Source organism: Corynebacterium urinipleomorphum (assembly GCF_900155535.1).
Taxonomy (GTDB): domain Bacteria; phylum Actinomycetota; class Actinomycetes; order Mycobacteriales; family Mycobacteriaceae; genus Corynebacterium; species Corynebacterium urinipleomorphum.
This window is the reverse complement of sequence record NZ_LT706961.1, coordinates 15,236-32,629: the sequence shown is the minus strand read 5'-3', so window position 1 is coordinate 32,629 and position 17,394 is coordinate 15,236. Positions and strand designations below refer to the sequence as shown.

Below are 17,394 nucleotides of genomic sequence, written 5' to 3'. Positions count from 1 at the left end.
GGCCCGTAGGCCGAGGACCAGGGGATTTGGCCTTTCATGGTGTCGTGCGTATAGTTAACGCCGTTGCCGATCACGGCAGCAGGCGAGTAGTCGCCCGACGCGGGGTGGAGCAGCTCGGTAGCTCGCTGGGCTCATAACCCAGAGGTCGTTGGTTCGAATCCAGCCCCCGCCACTAAGTTGGAACCCTCGGTTCGCGAAAGCGAATCGGGGGTTTCCTGCGTTTGAGTAACGCGATGGGGGAGAAGGTCGATGATATCGACCTCAAAGAAGTCGGCAACACGATACAAGTCACTAAGTGACCAGGAAATTTCTCCCCGAATCTTACGTCCAGCTGTAGGGCCGGAAATTCCGAGTACTTCCCCGAGCTGTTTCTTGGTAGTTCGGTTAAGAAACATCAGTTCATTCACTTTGATTCCGACACATTCATCGGGTGCTCTTTAGGAGCAATGTGAAAAACACCACAAGAACGGTAAGGCATGTACTGATAGTGACTTGGCGGATATGCTTAAGCACAGATCTTCGAAGTTAGTACACGAGAGAAAGTGCTCAAATGAGGAAAAGACTAGGCATCATTGCTTTGGTCGCATTCGGCGCAATGATGGTTCATGCTCCGATCGCTGAGGCATCTTCGGAGGTAACGGATTTTGGAAGCATTGAAGGACTGCCGGTCTCAGAAGATTCGTTAAGTTCGGAATTACTTCTACGTGGTGCTAAAGCAGCCTTTATGTCAGGCGGGGGAGACGGCTATCGGATTGTCGGAGAGTGGGACGACAAGAATGGCCGACGAGTAGTGATGCGTGAACGTGCTCGGTCAAAGATTCAGTCAAAACACGGGCTTAGTGCTAATGCACCGCGAGTAGTTACCCAGTATGCTCCCAAGATTGAAACCTTTAACGGCGGAGATAGAGTCGAATACCGATTGCCGATGGATCATATTCGATGTGAGGGATGGGGGCCGACCAGGAAATGCCGCAAACTGGAGACTCGGGATGTTCTGGCAGTAGTCGGATTCAACAAGGTCACCGATGGGCGACCATATGGTGTTGTAACAACATACTGCCCATGGGTACAGGGACGCTGTCCTGACTGGGTAGTCAATTCTCCTCAGCTGAAGTAGGTGCTCGATGTACAGGGAAATGTCTGAATCCTCTCGTCGAGAATTACGAGGAAAAGACCTGAGGGGTAAAGATTTCTCAAACTATGATTTATCCGCCGCTGATTTTGAAGGCTCCCAGTGCCAGGGATGCTCCTTCCGAGGAGCAATGCTGGCGTGGTCTAACATGAGGAATGCGAACCTAATTGATGCAGACTTTGAAGGCGCATTCCTTAGCGAGGTTGATTTTCGGGGCGCGGTACTTGATGGAGCGAAGTTTTTCGACGCTTGTCTTCTACCGGTTTATGCTGAACCTGAGCAGTTCAGAAACAGCATAGGACTGGCCACATCCTCCGTTGATATACACCGTCCAGATGGAAATTAGTGAGTGTTAGCGCTTGTTGTGGGGGTAGCGTCTTAACTTTGTTTCTGCGCGGTGTTTTTCTTTGGGCATGGTGACTAAAGACAGAAGAGCACAAGCCCGCCGTCGTGCGCGCGAGCTTCAAAAGGAAGAAGCCGACCGTCTTGCCCGTATGCGGTCAGCGCGTACTGACGCATTCATCGCGTTAGAAGCGTTGGACGACGCGCTTGAGTCATTTGGGCTGGCGCTTGATAAGTTGCTGGGCGAGGGAGAGAAAAAGGGAAAGCTGGCGAAGGACTTCACTGTTCCCATGCGCCGGATTAATGAGGCGCTTGATCTCGTTGGTTCACCGCACGCCCGCAAAGCGGAAACTGAGCAGAAACCGGACAGCGATGATGAGGCAGACGACGATACCGAGGTAGCGGAGTCCAACTCCGAGAAGGTTGCAGACGAGGAGTCGGAAGCCAATGACTCGGCTGCCAGCCACGATTCCTAATCGTGTGGTCGAGGCGTTTTGGGGCAAAGTTGTAAAAAGTCCGTCCCCTGATGGGTGCTGGATTTTTACCGGAGCGATTTCGTCGCCCGATGGATATGGCCGAATCAATTTTCGCGTTGATGGTCGGCAGTATTCGGTGTCGGCACATCGGTTCGCGTTGATGCTGTCTGGCACAGATATTTCAGATTCTGAGGTCGTAGCAGACCATCGTTGCAATGAACCGTTGTGTGTCCGTATTGACTCGCGCCATGTAATCGCGTCGACGCGGGAGGCAAATGCGCGATACGCTTCGCTGACCGGTCGAGCACGTGGCCAGCGCCCAGGGTTGGACACTCAGAATCGGTCTCGGGTGCAGCGCTCGCGTGATGTTCGTGCGGCGTTGGCAGAGGGGTGGAATGAACAGGCCTACGCTCGTGCCGCGCGTAGGCCTGTTAACCCGTTAGAACAGCCACGATTGTTTTAGGTGTTAGGTGCAGCTATCCTCGCCCCAGTTGAAATCAGAATCTGTCACAGGCTTTCCAATTAATTCCTCCACACGCTTCATACTGGCGATCTTTTCCGCGTATTCAGTGTCTGGATTCTGTGCCTCGCGGAGAGGAAACTCACCTGTTGATTCAATGACTTGAGTTAAATCAACAATATCTCCCGTAGCTCCGAACCGTTTCAACACAATGAAGTGAGCACGGTCCGAATCGTATAGTTTTCCTGCGGATTTCTTCATTGAAGCGCATAGAAAGATTTCGTCGCCTGTTGCCACATTTAGATACCTAGCACAGGGAAAATCATGACCCCACGATCGCACAATGGATACCGGAACTGGACTACCATTCGTTGCGACCGTCAAAACTGAGTAGGGAACTGCAGTCTTCCCTTCAACGTAAGTTTCGTCGGCAATCCATCGATCCCAAAATGCCTTTGTGGGAGAGGCCTCGGTCTTATACCATTGAGAATTCTTCAGCATTAGTGCGCTCCTTTTCTCCAGTAGCTCTCATGACGTGATGGAGTATAAAAGGCAGCCGCTTCCCCTAGTTACGCTGTGTTTTTACCTTTGACGATTCTGCGAATCGTGCGATCAGATACTCCCATCAACTCAGCTATCTCCGCTTGAGTAAAATTGCCGCTTTGATACATCTCGTAGACATGGTCCTGCTGTTTCGGTGTTAGTTTTGGCGGTTTGCCTCGTAGCCGCCCTTTTCGCTTTGCAATTGCCATTCCTTCTCTCGTCCTCGCAGAGATAAGGTCAGCTTCAAATTCTGCAACCATCGCCAGCACATTGAAGAGCAATTTTCCAGTCGGTACCGTAGGGTCGTAAACTTCCGCACCTATTTGTAGCGCCACGCCCTGTGCTTGCAGGTGCTCCGATATTTCAGATGCATCATGGACACTGCGTGCTAATCGGTCGAGTTTTGTCACTACTAAGGTGTCGCCGGATCGGCATGCGGCCATGGCCTGTTTTAGGCCTGGTCGTTGTTTGTCTCGTCCAGAGACCCCATGATCAAAGTAGATTCGGCAATCCGCAACGCCTGCATTTGTGAGGATTAAGCGTTGCGCTTCTAGATCTTGCTTCTCAGTTGAGACTCTGGCGTAACCGATTTTCATATTCAATTCGCCTTTGCATCAGTTTCCGCAGTGAGGAGTGCTTGGTAGTTTGCGAAGAGCAATTCCCGGTGTGCTTGGTCATTGGACAGGAGTTTCATCGATCCGAAGGCCCGATCAACTGCTCGGTCAAGTTTTCGGTGCCTGTTTCGTTAGTTCTTCCCCATGGGCCTACTTGAGCTGACCAGTGGGGAGCAAAGTCACGGAGGCGGGCGATGGAAGTGGCGCGGTCGAGATAATCCGGCATGTATTGCGAGGCTGGCATACGTTCTACTTTAGGCGGTTAAGGTACCTAAGTGGCCAGGTTTATCGCCGGGGGTAAACGCCTGTTTGGGGGTGCAGGCCATTGCAATTTGTTGATACAGGCTGAATCCGGCGTTAGGCGACCGGTTTTCGCCGGTGTCTGAGGTTGAACTTTGAGTCCTGTCAAGAAGGAGCTTCTTAGAGATCGACCTCTCCGAAACTGATTGCGGCGTGCTGTCCGTCTATTGTTTTCCGCAATCCGGGGAAACAATCTTGTGCCAAATCGGGCAGGTCGGGGTGGATTGCCTCTAATACGTAATCCAGCTGGGTGAGGTGCTCCTGTTGATTCCTGTTAAAGATTGGTTCGTGATGCGCGATGCGATCTCGTAGTTTCTTTAGGTTGTAGGCGTTGTGGAAGAGCGGGCCGCGTCTGATATCGCTATCGAATTCGTTTTGGAGGCGGTTGCGCCAAAGAGACGGTGCATTCTCGTAGTGTAGAACGGTGGTCCAGACTCCAAACGATGACGCCGCAACTACGTTGTCAGCTGTCGGATTAGGGTCATTGCACTGCACTTTTGCATAGGTTTCTGCAGACTTAATCTTTTCTGCAAGTTTGTCGGATATTCCTAAATTGTCTTCTTCCCACCAATCATCACGCCCCACAGAATCCGCGAGAGCATCATGGAGTTTATTACGCAACGCTACTTCTGTGTACGAGAGGGGACCCCACCACCGAGCTGCCAGGCTTAGGTTCCACATATAAAGGCGTGACGCTTCTAGCGTATTATTTGAGCATCTCAGGTAAGTCGAGAAACGGGGGGGGGTGCCCATCTCGTAGGAAACATCGAGATCGAAAGGCAATTTAGTCATTCTGAAAGAATAGCAAACGCCCCCAGGCAGATGCCGTCGTTTCCTTGACGGCACGTCCCTGGGGGCTAACAAGCTCTATAATACTCGTCGATCTCGGAAAGTCAATTCTAAAGGGGCAGTGCTTCTTTCTCGGGACCCTATGCTTTTGCCAAGCCCACGTTAGAGCTCCTAAGGGAAATGGTGCTGTTGCAAAGTTGGGCGGAGAGCCGAGACGACCCAGTTTCTCATTTCCTGATGGCCGCTGCGTGCCGGCGTTCTCAGGCCGTCTCGAAGACCCGGTTGACGATCACCGCGTCCGGATTGGGGTGCCCATAAGCAAACATCGCGCCCTGGCCTTTCCGTAATGAGTGCATCGCTTCCATCCCTTTCAACGTCCGGTACGCCGAGGTCCGGTTTTTGAACGCCCCCTTCGGTCCGAGGATCCGTTTCAGCCGCCCATGATCTCCTTCAATGACGTTATTGAGGTATTTCACCTGCCGGTGTTCCACGGTCTGCGGGCAGATTCCCTCTGACTTCAACTCGGCGATTGCCCTGGCCAGGGAGGGTGCTTTATCGGTGTTGATCACCCGCGGGAACCCGGTTATCGTGTTCGACCTCAGGGTCTTGGCCAGGAAACGCTTCGCTGCGGCGACGTTACGCTTTGGGGACAGGTAAAAATCCAGGGTCTGCCCACCGGCGGTAATAGCCCGGTAGAGATAGCACCACGTGCCGCCGACCCGGATATAGGTCTCGTCCACCCGCCAGGACCGGGCCTGCCAATCCGGGACTTGTCGGTACCACCGGGTCTGCTTATCCAACTCAGGGGCGTATTTCTGCACCCAGCGGTACATCGTGGTGTGATCGACTGGCACACCCCGCTCGGTCATCATCTCTTCGAGATCGCGGTAGCTCACGCCGTAGCGGCAGTACCACCGCACCGCCCACAGGATGATTTCACGGGGGAAATGCCGACCGGAGAAGATGCCCATGGCCGTGATTATTTCACGCTGGTCTTTCTACTGCCCCAACTTTGCAACAGCACCGTCGGTGCTGCCCTTGCCGCTACCATTGGGCTTCTCATTAGCCGCGCGCTTGAGTGTGAAGGGGTCGAGCTCACCTTCCTCGACGTCGAAGGTGGAGACCTTCAGGCCCGCCGGGGATAAGAATTTCCCTCTCGTTCACGTCGCGTTAAGGCTGAGTTGTCAGTCCACCGTGCCGGGGATAGCGAAGGGACCCGCCGGCACCACCGAATGCTCCTCCTCGATGCCGGTGCACGGGTGAGAGTCGGTGGTCTCCAGCTCGCAAAGCGTCACCGCCGCGGCATCCTCATCGGTCCAGGTGCCCATGACGATGTAGGTGGCGTAGTCGTACATGCTCACACCGTTCTCTTCGTGGGGGAGGGGAAGATCGAATGGTTTCGCTATATCGATCCCGACGGCAGCGAGCTGTGCTGCGAGTTCCGGATGCGCGGCAGCGACGCGGGTGCGGAAGAAGGGACAGTAGGGGCAGGGGCAGTCGTCGATAAGCGAAGGTGCGTCCCGGTCCATGGCTGCGAGATTACTGCGAAGCTCTGGTAATGGTTGAGGTCATGTCCACCACCGCGTCACAGTCCCCATGGGACGTCTTCCGCATCTTCCTGCGTCTCGGCTGCACCTCCTTCGGCGGGCCGACGGCGCACCTGGGGTACTTCCGCGACGAATTCGTGGAGAAGCGCAGGTGGTTCAGCGACAAGCAGTACGCCGACCTCGTGGCGCTCTGCCAGTTCCTGCCCGGCCCGGCGTCGAGCCAGGTGGGCATGGCGATCGGCCTCCAGCGCGCCGGGTACTTGGGCATGTTCCTGGCGTGGGTGGGTTTCACGCTGCCGTCGGTGCTGCTCATGGTTGCGTTCGCCCTCGGGGTTGCGCAGCTCGGCGACATCAGCGAGGCTGGCTGGCTGCTCGGCCTGAAGGCGGCTGCTGTCGCGGTGGTGGCACAGGCCGTTTACGGCATGACAAAGAACCTGATCACAGACAAGATCCGCGCAGCAATCGCGGTGGCGGCGCTCGTCGTGGTACTGCTCGTCCCGCACCCGCTCATCCAAGTCGGGGCGATTGTGCTCGGCATCGCGGTCGGGCTGGCGTTCCTGCGCGACTCGGATCCGGAAACCGAGGAACCTGCCGCGGACAGCGGCTCCCGCACGCTCGGTGCCGTCTGCCTTCTGCTCTTCTTCGCTCTACTTCTGGTCCTCCCTATCGTGGCCCGGCTGATCGGCACTACGGGTGCCGGTATCTTCGACACTTTCTACCGCGCCGGCGCGCTCGTCTTCGGCGGCGGCCACGTGGTGCTGCCGCTGCTGGAGACGGTCACGGTGAGACAGGGGCTAGTCGGCCACGACACTTTCCTCGCCGGTTACGGCGCCGCACAGGCGATGCCGGGACCGTTGTTCACGTTCGCGTCGTTCCTCGGTGCCAGTGCACATGGGGTGAATTGGGTTGCGGGTGCGACGATTGCCACGCTCGCGATCTTCCTGCCGGCCGCGCTTCTTGTCCTCGGCGCGATGCCGTACTGGGAGCGCATCCGCCGGATGCCGCGTGCTGGCGCTGCCCTGGCCGGTGCGAACGCAGCTGTTGTCGGCGTTCTTGGCGCGGCGCTGTACACCCCGGTCTTCACCGCCGGTGTGACTGGTGTGGTCACTCTTTCCATCGCCGTGGTCTGCTACGCGGCCCTCACCTCGTGGAAGGTGCCGCCGTGGGCGGTGGTCATCGGTGCGGCTCTCGTAGGCTGGGTGGCACTATGAATCCGCTCTTCGCTCTATCCGATACCCCGCACTGGGAGCTCCCCGGCTTCCGCCACACCTTCCGGCAGGGTGAGCTCACCGTCGGGCTGACCCTGCCCATCGAGGAGGACGCCGAGGCCAACCCCGTCGACAGCCTGGATAACCAGTTGCGCCTCATCCGCAAGGCCGAGGCCGGGGGAGTGGCCGCCATGTGGGTGCGCGATATTCCGTTGCGCGTCGAGACTTTCGGCGACGTCGGCCAGGTGTACGACCCCTGGATGTACCTGAGTCTCCTCGCCGCGCACACGTCCACGATTGCGTTGGGCACCGCCGCGGTGGTGGTTCCGTTCCAGCACCCGTTGCTCATGGCCAAGCGCGCCGCCACCATCGACCGTCTCAGCGCGGGCCGCTTCCTGTTCGGCGTGGCCACGGGCGACCGCCCGGAGGAGTTCCCCGCGTTCGGCCAAGACAAGGGCAAGCGCGACGAGGAGTTCCGCGAGAGAATCGCCGCTTATCGACGAGCCACCCTCACCACCCACACCCCCATCCGCTGGTCCGGCGGCCGGATGGGCGGCGCCGATGTGGTCCCCAAACCCCAGGCCCGGGAAGTTCCGCTGCTGGCCATCGGCTCTTGCCAGCAGACCCTCGAGTGGCGCGCCGAGCATGCCCACGGCTGGCTGATGTACCACAAGGGATTGGAGATTCAGCGCCAGAACGTGCGCAATTGGAATGCCGCAGTGGCTGACTGGGCTGCACGCGAAGGTGTTGAGGGGACTCCTGCCGCCTACAAGCCGTTCGCCGAGTCCTTGTGGCTCGATCTGCACGAGGACCCCGATGCCCCCGCCGCTGGCGGTAGCTTCGGCTACCGGCTTGGCCGCAACACTCTCATCGAGTTGCTGCGCTCCCAGCGCGCGGTGGGGATCAGTCACGTCATGGTGAACTTCCGCTCAAGCAAGCGCTCGGCGGAGGAGCAGCTCGACGAGCTGATCGAGTACGTGATCCCCGCTCTCACACGCAAATGCAGCTGGTAGCACGCAGCTAAAGCCAGAAAAGGGGATGCGGACGTTTTGTTGGAGTGTTTCCGAGGATTTTGTTCTCGTAGTTACGCGCTTAGTAGTTGTCGGTGTTGGGCGATTGTCGTGTAGCCCGCACCGAGTGTCGACTTAAACCGTTTGTGGATGTAGAAGTCGATGTAGTCGTTAATGTAATCGATCATTTCGGCCTTCGTCATCTGTTTGGTTTGGGGCCGGCCGATGAGTCGTTCTTGTTTCATCGTCCCGAAAAAGCCTTCGACCCGGGCGTTGTCCCCGCTGTTTCCTCGCCGCGACAACGACGGGATATACCGCCAAGACTGAGCGCACCGCCCGTCTGGGGTGCACTGGGGGCATGCGTTTGTGTCGTGTGCTGGGTCTGTGATCATCTCGACCCATTTCGTGCTGCGGTACAACCCGCCGCGATCGGAATGGATAATCGGCCGGGCACCGGCAGGTTTTTGTGCTTCGATAGCGCTGATCATCTCGGCGACAAGATCGTGGTTGGGTGAATCCGACATCGTCACTGCCACGGGCATCCCGTCGTAGAAGTCGATCGCGGCAGAGACGTAGAGCCTGCCGTCGGCGCAGGCGATTTCTGTCACGTCGGTGCCGATCTTTTCCCACGGGGCGTCAGCGTGGAAGTCGTGGGTGAGCCCTAACCGATCGGCATTGCTGGTGAAATAACCCGATACAGCGACCTGGCGTGCCCTATCTGCTGTGTCGGCGGTAACGAGAAGGAGATTGTCCGGCCGGTGAGCTGTTTCCCCGGTGTAGGACGAGTACTTCGAAAACGTTCTTGCCGGCGGGTGCAGCCCAAGTTCTGTCATGCATGCGCGCACGATCTTTTCTGACACCGTGTGCCCGGCACAGGCCAGCCAGTGGTGGATCCTGCGGTAGCCGTAGCTGCGGCCGGTTTCTTCTACCGCTTGAGTGATCAAAACTTTCAACTCCTCGCGGCGTGCTGCGCGCTGTGTGGCCGATGCCGCTCGTCGGCGCTGGTAGTAGTAGGTCGATTCCGGCATCCCGACCTGCCTGCACGCTTTGGCGGTGCTGATGCCAGTAGCGTCCACGAGGGCATCAACAGCGGCAGCTTGCACCGCCGCTGCGGTTTTACCGTCGTGGACGAGGCCTTTTCCCGCCGTGCTGGCCTCCCCGGTGTCCATCAAGGCTTGGATCACGGCGTTTTTGACTTCGTTGCGGTCAAGCTCTTGCCGCAGGAGCCGTTTCAACGCTTCCGGGTCATCGGGAAGATGATCCTTATCCGGCACAGGGCCCGGTCCTGGGATCCACTCGTCGACAGGCCCCACCGGACGCGGAACCGGCTTGGGAGCACTTGAGCATTGTGCTTCTTTGTCGCGTTTTGCTCTGCGCTGTTTTCTCACAGCATCCATTGTCGCCTCATAAACCTGCTCGAAGGTCATAGACGCAGCATCAGCAGGATCCGGGCCGAAGCGATCAACCCATTTGAGAATCGACCCTGCACGCACGCTGCATTCTGCTTCGATAGCGCGCAATGTCCACTCAGACGACATGCGCAACGCCACAGCACGCGCGACAGTCTCAGGCGGATGAGTCTGCGGCACCTCGGCGATGACGATGCCTCGTCGGATGTCGTCATTCCATTTGCATACCGTCAATGGGCTTGGGCGGCGGCCGCATTGCCGCTCAACCCAATCGCAGACCTCTTTGGCAGCAGAACCGTCCCGAAACCGCTTCACAGCGGCCTGACGGATATCGGTAGGAAACCTCGCGGCCATTATGGCCCCTCCCACCCCAGAACACTCCAACCTTTTGTCCGCGCTCCCAAAACGGGATTTAGCTGCAACTTACCAGCTGCATTTAGGGGATGATGGAGCGTTAGACCTGCTCCAGCGCCTCAGCGAACCGTGCGACGGTGCCGTCGACGTCAGCCCACTTGTCTAGGCCGAACAGACCGATGCGGAAGGTGGAGAAGCTCTCCGGCTCGCCGACCTGCAGCGGAACACCGCCGGCGATCTGGATGCCGGCCTGCTTGAAAGCGGACCCGTTGGCCTGCTCCGGTGCGGTGGCGTGCATGACCACGATGGAGGTGGCCTCGTAGCCCGGGGCCGCGACAGAGACGTAACCCTTCTCCGCCAGTAGCTCGCGGACCTTGGTGCCCAGCTCCACCTGGCGCTTGGTCAGCTCTTCCAGTCCGACCTCCTTGGCTTCCTTCATCAGCTCGAGGTTGTGCGCGATGGTGTCGGTGGGCACGGTGGCGTGGTAGGCGGCGGTGCCGTTCACGTAGCCCTCGGAGATGGTGGTCCACTTGGCCAGGTCCATGGCGAAGCTGTCGGAGGTGGTCTCATCCAGCTGTGCCCGCCCGGCCTCGGAGAACATGATGTAGCCGGTGGCCGGGGAGCCGGACCAGCCCTTCTGCGGCGCGGTGATGAGGATGTCCACGCCGGTGGCTTCCATGTTGATCCACTTGGTGCCGGCTGCGACACAGTCGAGGACCATCAGGCCGCCGACCTCGTGTGCGGCGTCAGCGAGTTGGGAAATGTAGTCGACGGGCAGCTCGAGTCCGGCAGCAGTCTCGACGTGCGCCGCGAACACCAGGTTGGGTCGCTCGGCGCGGATGCGCTCCACAGCGTCCTCGATCGCCGGCGGGGCGTAGGAGGCGCGCTCGTCGCCAGAAGTCGGCTCGGCGTTCAAGACGGTGACATTGTTGGCCACGCCTGACGCATCGAAAATCTGCGTCCAGCGGTAGGAGAAGTTGCCGGTGCGGATGACCAGGGCGTCCTTGCCGCGCGCGAACTGTCGCGCCACGGACTCCATTGCGAATGTGCCGCCGCCGGGAACCACAGCCGCGGATGCCGCGTGGTACGTCTCGCGCAGGATGGCCTGAAGCTCCTGCATGATGCCAATGAACTTGGCGGACATGTGGTTCAGCGAGCGGTCGCTGAACACTGCCGAATATTCCAGCAGGCCGTCTGGGTCGATTTCAGGGCGGGGGAGAGTGTTGTCAGTCATGCCCCAACGCTATCGGTTTTCTCTTACGATGGTGGACGCTTATCGCGAAAAAGGAGAAAACTATGGGTCGCTGGATTATCGCCATCATCGGCGCCGTTGTCGGCGCGCTGCTCACCGGGTTCATTCTTGGCCAGCTCGGCGTCACCGGGATTCTTTACACCATCTTGGTGCTCGTCGGTTCCGCCATCTGTTCGTCGCTCGCGGGCACGTTGGCCAACCGCGTGAACCGCTAGAGCGCGTTCACGCCGCCAGGCAGGCTCGTCAGCGAGATTCCGCGTTCCGCCGCATGCGCAGCATGCTTATCGACGAACCCCTGCGACCTCTTCCCCGACGCGCAGTACACCACCACATCGGTGCCTTCGGGGAGAGTGTCGATGAACTCGTCCACGATCGCGGGATTCCCCTCGAGCTGCGAGGTGGGGATGTGCCCGCTTCGCGCCGCTGAAATGTCCTTCAGCGCTTTCTCGTGTTCCTCGCGCACGTCGAGGGCGACGGCGGCGCCCGTCGCAACGGCGTCCAGCAGCTCCTCGTTATCGTGCACCGGCACTGCGCATGCCGTGCCGTCGTAATCGCCGAATGCGGTGACCAGTTCTCGGCCGGGGTCGCGGCGCACTGCGAAGCTGCGGATCTGGGTGGTTAGCGCGTCGTACATCCGAAGCGTGCCCACCGGAGCCTCACCAACGCCGGTAAGGAACTTGATTACCTCGGTGGCCATGAGTCCGCCGACCACACTTGTGGTCACGCCCAGCACGCCGGCGGTGGCGCAGTCGGGCACCGAGTTCGCGTCGGGCTGGTCGGGGTAGAGGTCCCGCATGCCCACGCCGTCCTCCGGCGCGCCGGGGCCGGACCACCACAGCGCCACGTCGCCGCGGTACCGCAGCACCGATCCCCACACCAGGGGAGTGCCGGTGATCTCCGCTGCGTCGGCGGCCATGAATTTCGTGGTGAAGGTGTCTGAGCCGTCAATGAGCACATCCACGCCGTCGAGGAGTTCCACGGCATTCGAGGAATCCATGCGCCCCTCGATCGCCGTCACCTCGATGCCGGGCTGCAGTTCCCGCAGCCGCTCCGCCGCCACTTCGCTCTTCTTCCGGCCGACATCGGAGGCCCCGAAGAGAATTTGGCGGTGAATATTGGTGAGGTCGACCACGTCGTCGTCGATAAGCGAAATGTGCCCGACGCCTGTTGCCGCGAGCGTCTGCATGATGGGACAACCGAGTCCTCCCGCCCCGATGACCAGCACATGCGCGTTGTGGAGCGCCTCTTGCTGGTCGGGCCCGAAGCCGGGCAGGTTCATTTGGCGGGCGGTGCGGCGGAGTTCTTCGTCGGGAAGGTTGATCACCCTCGCCACCTTAATGCCCTAAAATTTTCCGGGACATTATCCACTAGCCCACCAAGGATTCGGGGCCGATTACTATGCGCAAACTTCGCGCTGATCCGCTGATCTTCTTCTCTGCCGTCGGATTCATCGTCGCTTTCGTGGCGCTCACCATTGGCTTTGGTGACAGTGCCCGCGACCTTTACTCGAATGTCTCCGGCTGGATGATGGACAACTTCGCCTGGCTGTACATCGGCGGGGTGTCCACTGTGTTCATCTTCCTGATTGTCTTGTTCGTGTCCAAGTACGGCAATTACCGGCTTGGCGACGACGATGATGACCCCGAGTACTCCCTCCCCGTCTGGTTCTCGATGCTCTTTGCCGCCGGCATGGGCGCGACCCTGTTGTTCTGGGGTGCCGCTGAACCGTTGCACCACGCGTACAACCCCCCGCGCGGCGATTATGAACCAATGAGCCGCGAGGCGATCCGCCAAGCGTTTGAGTTCACCTACTACCACTTCGGTATTCACATGTGGGTGATCTTCACACTCCCGGGCCTGGCCATGGGCTACTTCATCTACAAGCGCAAGATGCCGGCCCGTTACTCCTCGATGTTTGCGCCGCTGCTGGGCTCGAAGGTGTACGAGTGGCCCGGCAAGCTTCTCGATGCCATCGGCATCATCGGTACCGTCTTCGGCCTCGCTGTCTCTGTCGGCTTGGGCGTCCTGCAGATCAGCGCCGGCCTGAACATTCTCTGGGGTGTTCCGCTGGTGACGTGGGTGGAGCTGGCAGTGATCATCTTCATCACTGTCTGCGCTTCCATTTCGGTGGCGACCGGCCTGGATAAGGGCGTGAAGTTTCTGTCGAACCTGAACATCATCGGTTCAATCCTGTTGCTCGTCTTCCTGTTTGCAGTGGGCCCGACCCTGAAGATCATCGAGCACCTCACCGAATCCTTCGGCATTTACGCGTCATCGCTGCCCGAGCTGATGTTTTGGGTCGACTCCTACAACGACAACCCGGGCTGGCACGCCACCTGGACCGCGTTCTACTGGGCGTGGACGATTTGTTGGTCGCCGTACGTGGGCATGTTCTTCGCCCGCATTTCCCGCGGCCGCACGGTGCGCCAGTTCATCGCCGGCACCATTCTTCTGCCCACGGTCTTCGACATCATTTGGTTCGCCGCCTTCGGCCGCTCCGCGATCTCGGTCGAGCTCGAGAACCCGGGTGTGCTCACTGGCCCCGTGGTCGAGGACGGTGAGACCCCGCAGGCGCTGTTCACCCTGCTGGCCCAGTACCCGCTGTATTTCGTCAGCGGCACCGTCGCACTGATCGTGATCGTGCTGTACTTTGTCACCTCGATCGACTCTGCCGCCATGGTGATGGACATGTTCACCACCGGTGAAGAGGAAGCGACACCGAAGTACTACCGCGTCTCGTGGGCGGTGGCCGTCGGCGTGGTCACTGCAGCGCTGCTGTTCATCAACGATTCCGGCATCGAAGCGCTGCAGGAGGTGGTGATCATCATCGCCCTGCCGTTCTTCATCGTCTACTTCATCATGATGTTCTCCTTGGTGAAGGCGATGAGCGACGACGCCGCAGCTGAGCGCCGGTTCCGATCCCGCCAGTGGGAGAAGACCGACACCGCCGAGAAGTACGAGAAAGCCGACGCGAAGCCCGCTCCGGGCTACGACGAGGAAGGCAACGAGATAGATCGCCCCGAGCTCGAGTACGACTACAACAATGAGACATGGCGCCTTACCGAGGCCCTCGTCATCGAGGGAGAAGCCGAGGCCGAAGAGGACGGCGAAGATGTCGTTGAAGTGGTCGAGGTCGAAGTGCCGGAGGGCACGCCGGTGGAGATTGAGGGCGAGCGCAAATAAGCGCTGGGCTTAGAGCGACGAACCAGCGGGGATCGATGACCCGCGCAGCGGCGAATTGAACGCGATCACACGGCCGCGGTCGGCGTAGATGTCGCCGATCGTGCCCACGCGGATGGCGCGGTTGAACTGGCGGTCGCCGATGAGGAAGTTGCCGGCGTGGTCGCTGAACACGAGCGTGTTGTTGATGCGTCGGAACTGCAGCGGCCCCATCACGGGCGCGCCAGCGAAGTCGTTGCGGTCGGCGCAGTTCCAGGCATCGCCGGTGCCGAGCATCATGGAGTTGACTTGGCCGCGGCGGTGGCATTGGTGGCCGGGCATGGTGTCCACGAAGCTCAGGCACTTCACAAAGTCCTGCCCGCCGATGGTGTAGACGCCGCAGCGGACGGTGTTCTGGTGGTTGGAAAACGTCGCCACCGGAGCCTGGGCGGGGAGTTTTCCGTAAGCGGCGGGCCACTCCACGCCGGGGCGGGCTTGGGCGTTGGCGGCGGGGGTGGCCGTGCCCGCGAGGGCGAGGACGGCCATGAGCATGGCGGTCAGGTATTTACGCATTATCGGGATCCTTCAATGAGAGTCGCAGGGGACGCAGCCGTTGCGGCGGGTCGGCGAAGCCCAAGCTCCAGCAGCCCCAATAGCAGGGATCATAGAACCTGATCTGCCCAGCTTGCCAGACCCTCGAAACTTGACGACGCCACGGCGTGCTCCCGTTTAGGAATCCTCCCCGCGCCACGGGCGGCCAAACCGGCTTCGACCGCCAGGCGCATTGCGTTGGCCATGGCGACTGGGTCTTGGCAACGGTTGACCGCGCTGGCCAACAGCACGCCTGAGCAGCCCAGTTCCATGGCGAGGGCGGCGTCGGAGGCGGTGCCCACGCCCGCGTCAATGAGAATGGGTACTTCCGCACGGGAGCAAATCAGCTCGATATTGTGCGGGTTCAAAATGCCCAGCCCGGTGCCGATCGGCGAGCCCAGCGGCATGACCGCGGCCGCACCGAGGTCCTCGAGTTTCTTCGCCGCCACCGGGTCGTCGGAGGTGTAGGCGAGGACGGTGAAGCCTTCGTCGATAAGCATCTCGCACGCGTCCACGGTTTCCACCACATCGGGCAGCAGCGTGTGGTCGTCGGCGATGACTTCGAGCTTCACCCAGTCAGTGCCCAGTGCCTCGCGCGCGAGCTTGGCCGTGATCACCGCGTCGCGGGCAGTGCGGCACCCGGCGGTGTTCGGCAGTGGGGCGATGTCCAGGCGGTTGAGCAGGTCGAAAACAGATTCGTCGCCCGACTGCTTCTGTGCGGCGAAGCGCCGCATGGCCACCGTGGTCAGTTCCGTGCCCGACGCAATCAGAGCGCGCTCGAGCATGTCCTGCGAGCTGGCCCCGCCTGTGCCCATGATGAGGTGCGAGTTGAACTGTTTTCCAGCGATTTCCAGCACGGCTAGCCTCCCTGGACGGCGGTGAGGATGTCTACCTGAGCACCGGTAGCCAGCTGTGTGGATTCCCACTCGGACTTGGGTACGACCTCGCCGTCGACCGCGACGGCTGTTCCCGCCGGAACCTCGCCGAGACGATCGCGAAGAAGCTTGTCGACGCTTCCCGCCTTCGTCTCAACCTTCTCACCGTTGATGACCAGCTGCATTAGCTCCTCCTTGAATGACGCAGGGGATCACAGGCCCCCAACTCTACGGGTGGTTCAGCTCCTTCGACCAGCGCGGCCCCGCACTTCGAGCCCATCGCCGCGAGCAGGATGCCGTGACGGAAGTAGCCCGTGGAGACCACCACGCGGTCATTGACTCGGCCGAGGTACGGCAGGTCATCCGGCGACCCGGGGCGTGCACCGACGTGAACCTCGACGAGGTCGGAGTCCTCGATACCGGGCACGACCTCGCTCGCGTCGCGCAGCAGTTGCAGCACCCCGCCGGCCTGTGGCTCGGCTCGGTCGTCCTCGCGGGAGGTAGCACCGATAGTGAGGGTGCCGTCCTCACGCGGAATGAGGTAAATCGGCCGGTCCTCCACAAAGCCGCGGATCACATGCTCGATCAGCGGACGCTGGTGCTCCGGCACCCTCAGCTCCACCATGTCGCCGTACACAGGCCGCAGCTTGAGCGGATTTTCGTCGTCGTACCAGCCCGTCGTCTCACGGGCGCCGAGTCCGTTCGCCAGCACCACCTGGTCCGCGTCGACCTCACCCACGTCCTTCACAGCTTCTGCCACGAATTCGACCCCCGCGTTCGCGCACGCGTCTTGCAGCGCCGCCGCGAACAGCCGTGGGCGGACCTGGTGGTCGCCGGGAATATGCACTGCACCGCTTATCGACGGCGCCAGCGCCCCCTCCAACCTCCTTGCCTCCCGCGTGGTGATCCGCTCCGTAGTCATCCCGTGGAGTTCCTGGTACTCGCGCAGTTCGTCCAAGTGTGTCTTGTCGGCGCGGTCCTTGGCCACCACCAGCGTGCCCTCAGTGCGGTAGCCGGTGGGCTCCTCTGTGTATTTGCCAGTCAGCTCGATTAGTTCCGGGTACCACTGGCCAGCAGCAATCATCAGCGGAAACAGCGGATCCTGCTGGTACACCACCTCGGCTGCCGGTGCGAGCATGCCGCCCGCGTGCCACGTCGCACCGCTGACAGGCTCCGGGTCGTACACCGTGACGGAGTGGCCGCCGTCGGCGAGCCGAAGCGCCGTCGATAAGCCGATAATGCCCCCGCCGATCACTGCTACCTTCATGCTTTCCGACCGTACACCCGCACCCGGACACACAATTTTCGTTAGCGTGGAGGGCACACATTACCG

General features: G+C 60.1%; 19 protein-coding genes and 1 tRNA gene. 7 read left to right on the top strand and 13 right to left on the bottom strand.

The annotated features are described in order from the left end of the window. The first annotated feature begins 98 nt into the window (after positions 1-98). Positions 99-172, top strand: a tRNA-Met gene (locus CZ338_RS00240). Here the strand turns inward: CZ338_RS00240 and CZ338_RS11200 are convergent. Then, positions 132-395: a helix-turn-helix domain-containing protein gene (locus CZ338_RS11200; protein ID WP_087116151.1), complete on the bottom strand. Its 264-nt coding sequence runs from the start codon at positions 393-395 to the stop codon at positions 132-134. The genes CZ338_RS00240 and CZ338_RS11200 overlap by 41 nt on opposite strands. Positions 396-1,136: 741 nt before the next feature. Between CZ338_RS11200 and CZ338_RS00230 the strand changes: the two genes are divergently transcribed. Beyond that, a complete protein-coding gene (locus CZ338_RS00230) occupies positions 1,137-1,478 on the top strand; it encodes a pentapeptide repeat-containing protein (RefSeq protein ID WP_162287278.1) in 342 nt (113 codons plus the stop codon). 67 nt (positions 1,479-1,545) lie between these two features. Continuing rightward, complete coding sequence (locus CZ338_RS00225; RefSeq protein ID WP_143341215.1) at positions 1,546-1,950, top strand: hypothetical protein; 405 nt, start codon at positions 1,546-1,548, stop codon at positions 1,948-1,950. 466 nt (positions 1,951-2,416) lie between these two features. On the opposite strand, the gene CZ338_RS10765 is transcribed toward CZ338_RS00225, so the two are convergent. From CZ338_RS10765 to CZ338_RS00195, 5 genes are all read right to left on the bottom strand, one after another. Next, a complete protein-coding gene (locus tag CZ338_RS10765) occupies positions 2,417-2,911 on the bottom strand; it encodes a hypothetical protein (protein ID WP_143341214.1) in 495 nt (164 codons plus the stop codon). A gap of 68 nt (positions 2,912-2,979) precedes the next feature. Further along, positions 2,980-3,549, bottom strand: coding sequence for a recombinase family protein (locus tag CZ338_RS00215; RefSeq protein WP_087116011.1), 570 nt, complete (start codon positions 3,547-3,549; stop codon positions 2,980-2,982). Positions 3,550-3,987: 438 nt separating this feature from the next. Beyond that, positions 3,988-4,659 (bottom strand): Abi family protein, encoded by a 672-nt coding sequence (locus CZ338_RS10760; RefSeq protein ID WP_143341213.1) that lies wholly within the window; start codon positions 4,657-4,659, stop codon positions 3,988-3,990. A gap of 257 nt (positions 4,660-4,916) precedes the next feature. Further along, entirely contained in the window at positions 4,917-5,627 is a 711-nt protein-coding gene (locus CZ338_RS00205; protein ID WP_143341212.1) for an IS6 family transposase, read from the bottom strand. Positions 5,628-5,840: 213 nt separating this feature from the next. Beyond that, complete coding sequence (locus CZ338_RS00195; protein WP_087116008.1) at positions 5,841-6,185, bottom strand: hypothetical protein; 345 nt, start codon at positions 6,183-6,185, stop codon at positions 5,841-5,843. A gap of 29 nt (positions 6,186-6,214) precedes the next feature. Here CZ338_RS00195 and chrA point away from each other — a divergent pair, with 29 nt between their 5' ends. Both chrA and CZ338_RS00185 read left to right on the top strand, forming a co-directional pair. After that, the gene (chrA, locus tag CZ338_RS00190; protein ID WP_235839367.1) at positions 6,215-7,414 is read left to right on the top strand and encodes a chromate efflux transporter; all 1,200 of its coding nucleotides are present in this window, start codon (positions 6,215-6,217) and stop codon (positions 7,412-7,414) included. Continuing rightward, the gene (locus tag CZ338_RS00185; RefSeq protein ID WP_087116004.1) at positions 7,411-8,424 is read left to right on the top strand and encodes an LLM class oxidoreductase; all 1,014 of its coding nucleotides are present in this window, start codon (positions 7,411-7,413) and stop codon (positions 8,422-8,424) included. Before chrA ends, CZ338_RS00185 begins: the two co-directional genes overlap by 4 nt. 71 nt (positions 8,425-8,495) lie before the next feature. Here the strand turns inward: CZ338_RS00185 and CZ338_RS00180 are convergent, their stop codons facing one another. Continuing rightward, a complete protein-coding gene (locus tag CZ338_RS00180; RefSeq protein ID WP_143341211.1) occupies positions 8,496-10,184 on the bottom strand; it encodes a DDE-type integrase/transposase/recombinase in 1,689 nt (562 codons plus the stop codon). A gap of 100 nt (positions 10,185-10,284) precedes the next feature. Then, positions 10,285-11,418: an aminotransferase class V-fold PLP-dependent enzyme gene (locus CZ338_RS00175; RefSeq protein ID WP_087116000.1), complete on the bottom strand. Its 1,134-nt coding sequence runs from the start codon at positions 11,416-11,418 to the stop codon at positions 10,285-10,287. 62 nt (positions 11,419-11,480) lie between these two features. Here CZ338_RS00175 and CZ338_RS00170 point away from each other — a divergent pair, with 62 nt between their 5' ends. Beyond that, entirely contained in the window at positions 11,481-11,651 is a 171-nt protein-coding gene (locus CZ338_RS00170; RefSeq protein ID WP_087115998.1) for a glycerol dehydrogenase, read from the top strand. Here the strand turns inward: CZ338_RS00170 and CZ338_RS00165 are convergent. Then, positions 11,648-12,760, bottom strand: coding sequence for a ThiF family adenylyltransferase (locus tag CZ338_RS00165; RefSeq protein WP_087115996.1), 1,113 nt, complete (start codon positions 12,758-12,760; stop codon positions 11,648-11,650). The two genes, CZ338_RS00170 and CZ338_RS00165, sit on opposite strands and share 4 nt — an antisense overlap. A gap of 74 nt (positions 12,761-12,834) precedes the next feature. Between CZ338_RS00165 and CZ338_RS00160 the strand changes: the two genes are divergently transcribed. Then, positions 12,835-14,619, top strand: coding sequence for a BCCT family transporter (locus CZ338_RS00160; RefSeq protein WP_087115994.1), 1,785 nt, complete (start codon positions 12,835-12,837; stop codon positions 14,617-14,619). A gap of 9 nt (positions 14,620-14,628) precedes the next feature. Here the strand turns inward: CZ338_RS00160 and CZ338_RS00155 are convergent, their stop codons facing one another. The 4 genes from CZ338_RS00155 to thiO all read right to left on the bottom strand — a co-directional run bounded on the left by CZ338_RS00155 (position 14,629) and on the right by thiO (position 17,328). Beyond that, positions 14,629-15,168, bottom strand: coding sequence for a hypothetical protein (locus tag CZ338_RS00155; RefSeq protein WP_087115992.1), 540 nt, complete (start codon positions 15,166-15,168; stop codon positions 14,629-14,631). A gap of 89 nt (positions 15,169-15,257) precedes the next feature. Beyond that, entirely contained in the window at positions 15,258-16,043 is a 786-nt protein-coding gene (locus CZ338_RS00150) for a thiazole synthase (protein WP_087115990.1), read from the bottom strand. 2 nt (positions 16,044-16,045) lie between these two features. Further along, positions 16,046-16,246: a sulfur carrier protein ThiS gene (gene thiS / locus CZ338_RS00145; RefSeq protein WP_087115988.1), complete on the bottom strand. Its 201-nt coding sequence runs from the start codon at positions 16,244-16,246 to the stop codon at positions 16,046-16,048. Continuing rightward, complete coding sequence (thiO, locus tag CZ338_RS00140) at positions 16,246-17,328, bottom strand: glycine oxidase ThiO (RefSeq protein WP_087115986.1); 1,083 nt, start codon at positions 17,326-17,328, stop codon at positions 16,246-16,248. The genes thiS and thiO overlap by 1 nt, the downstream gene beginning before the upstream one ends. Positions 17,329-17,394: the final 66 nt, after the last annotated feature.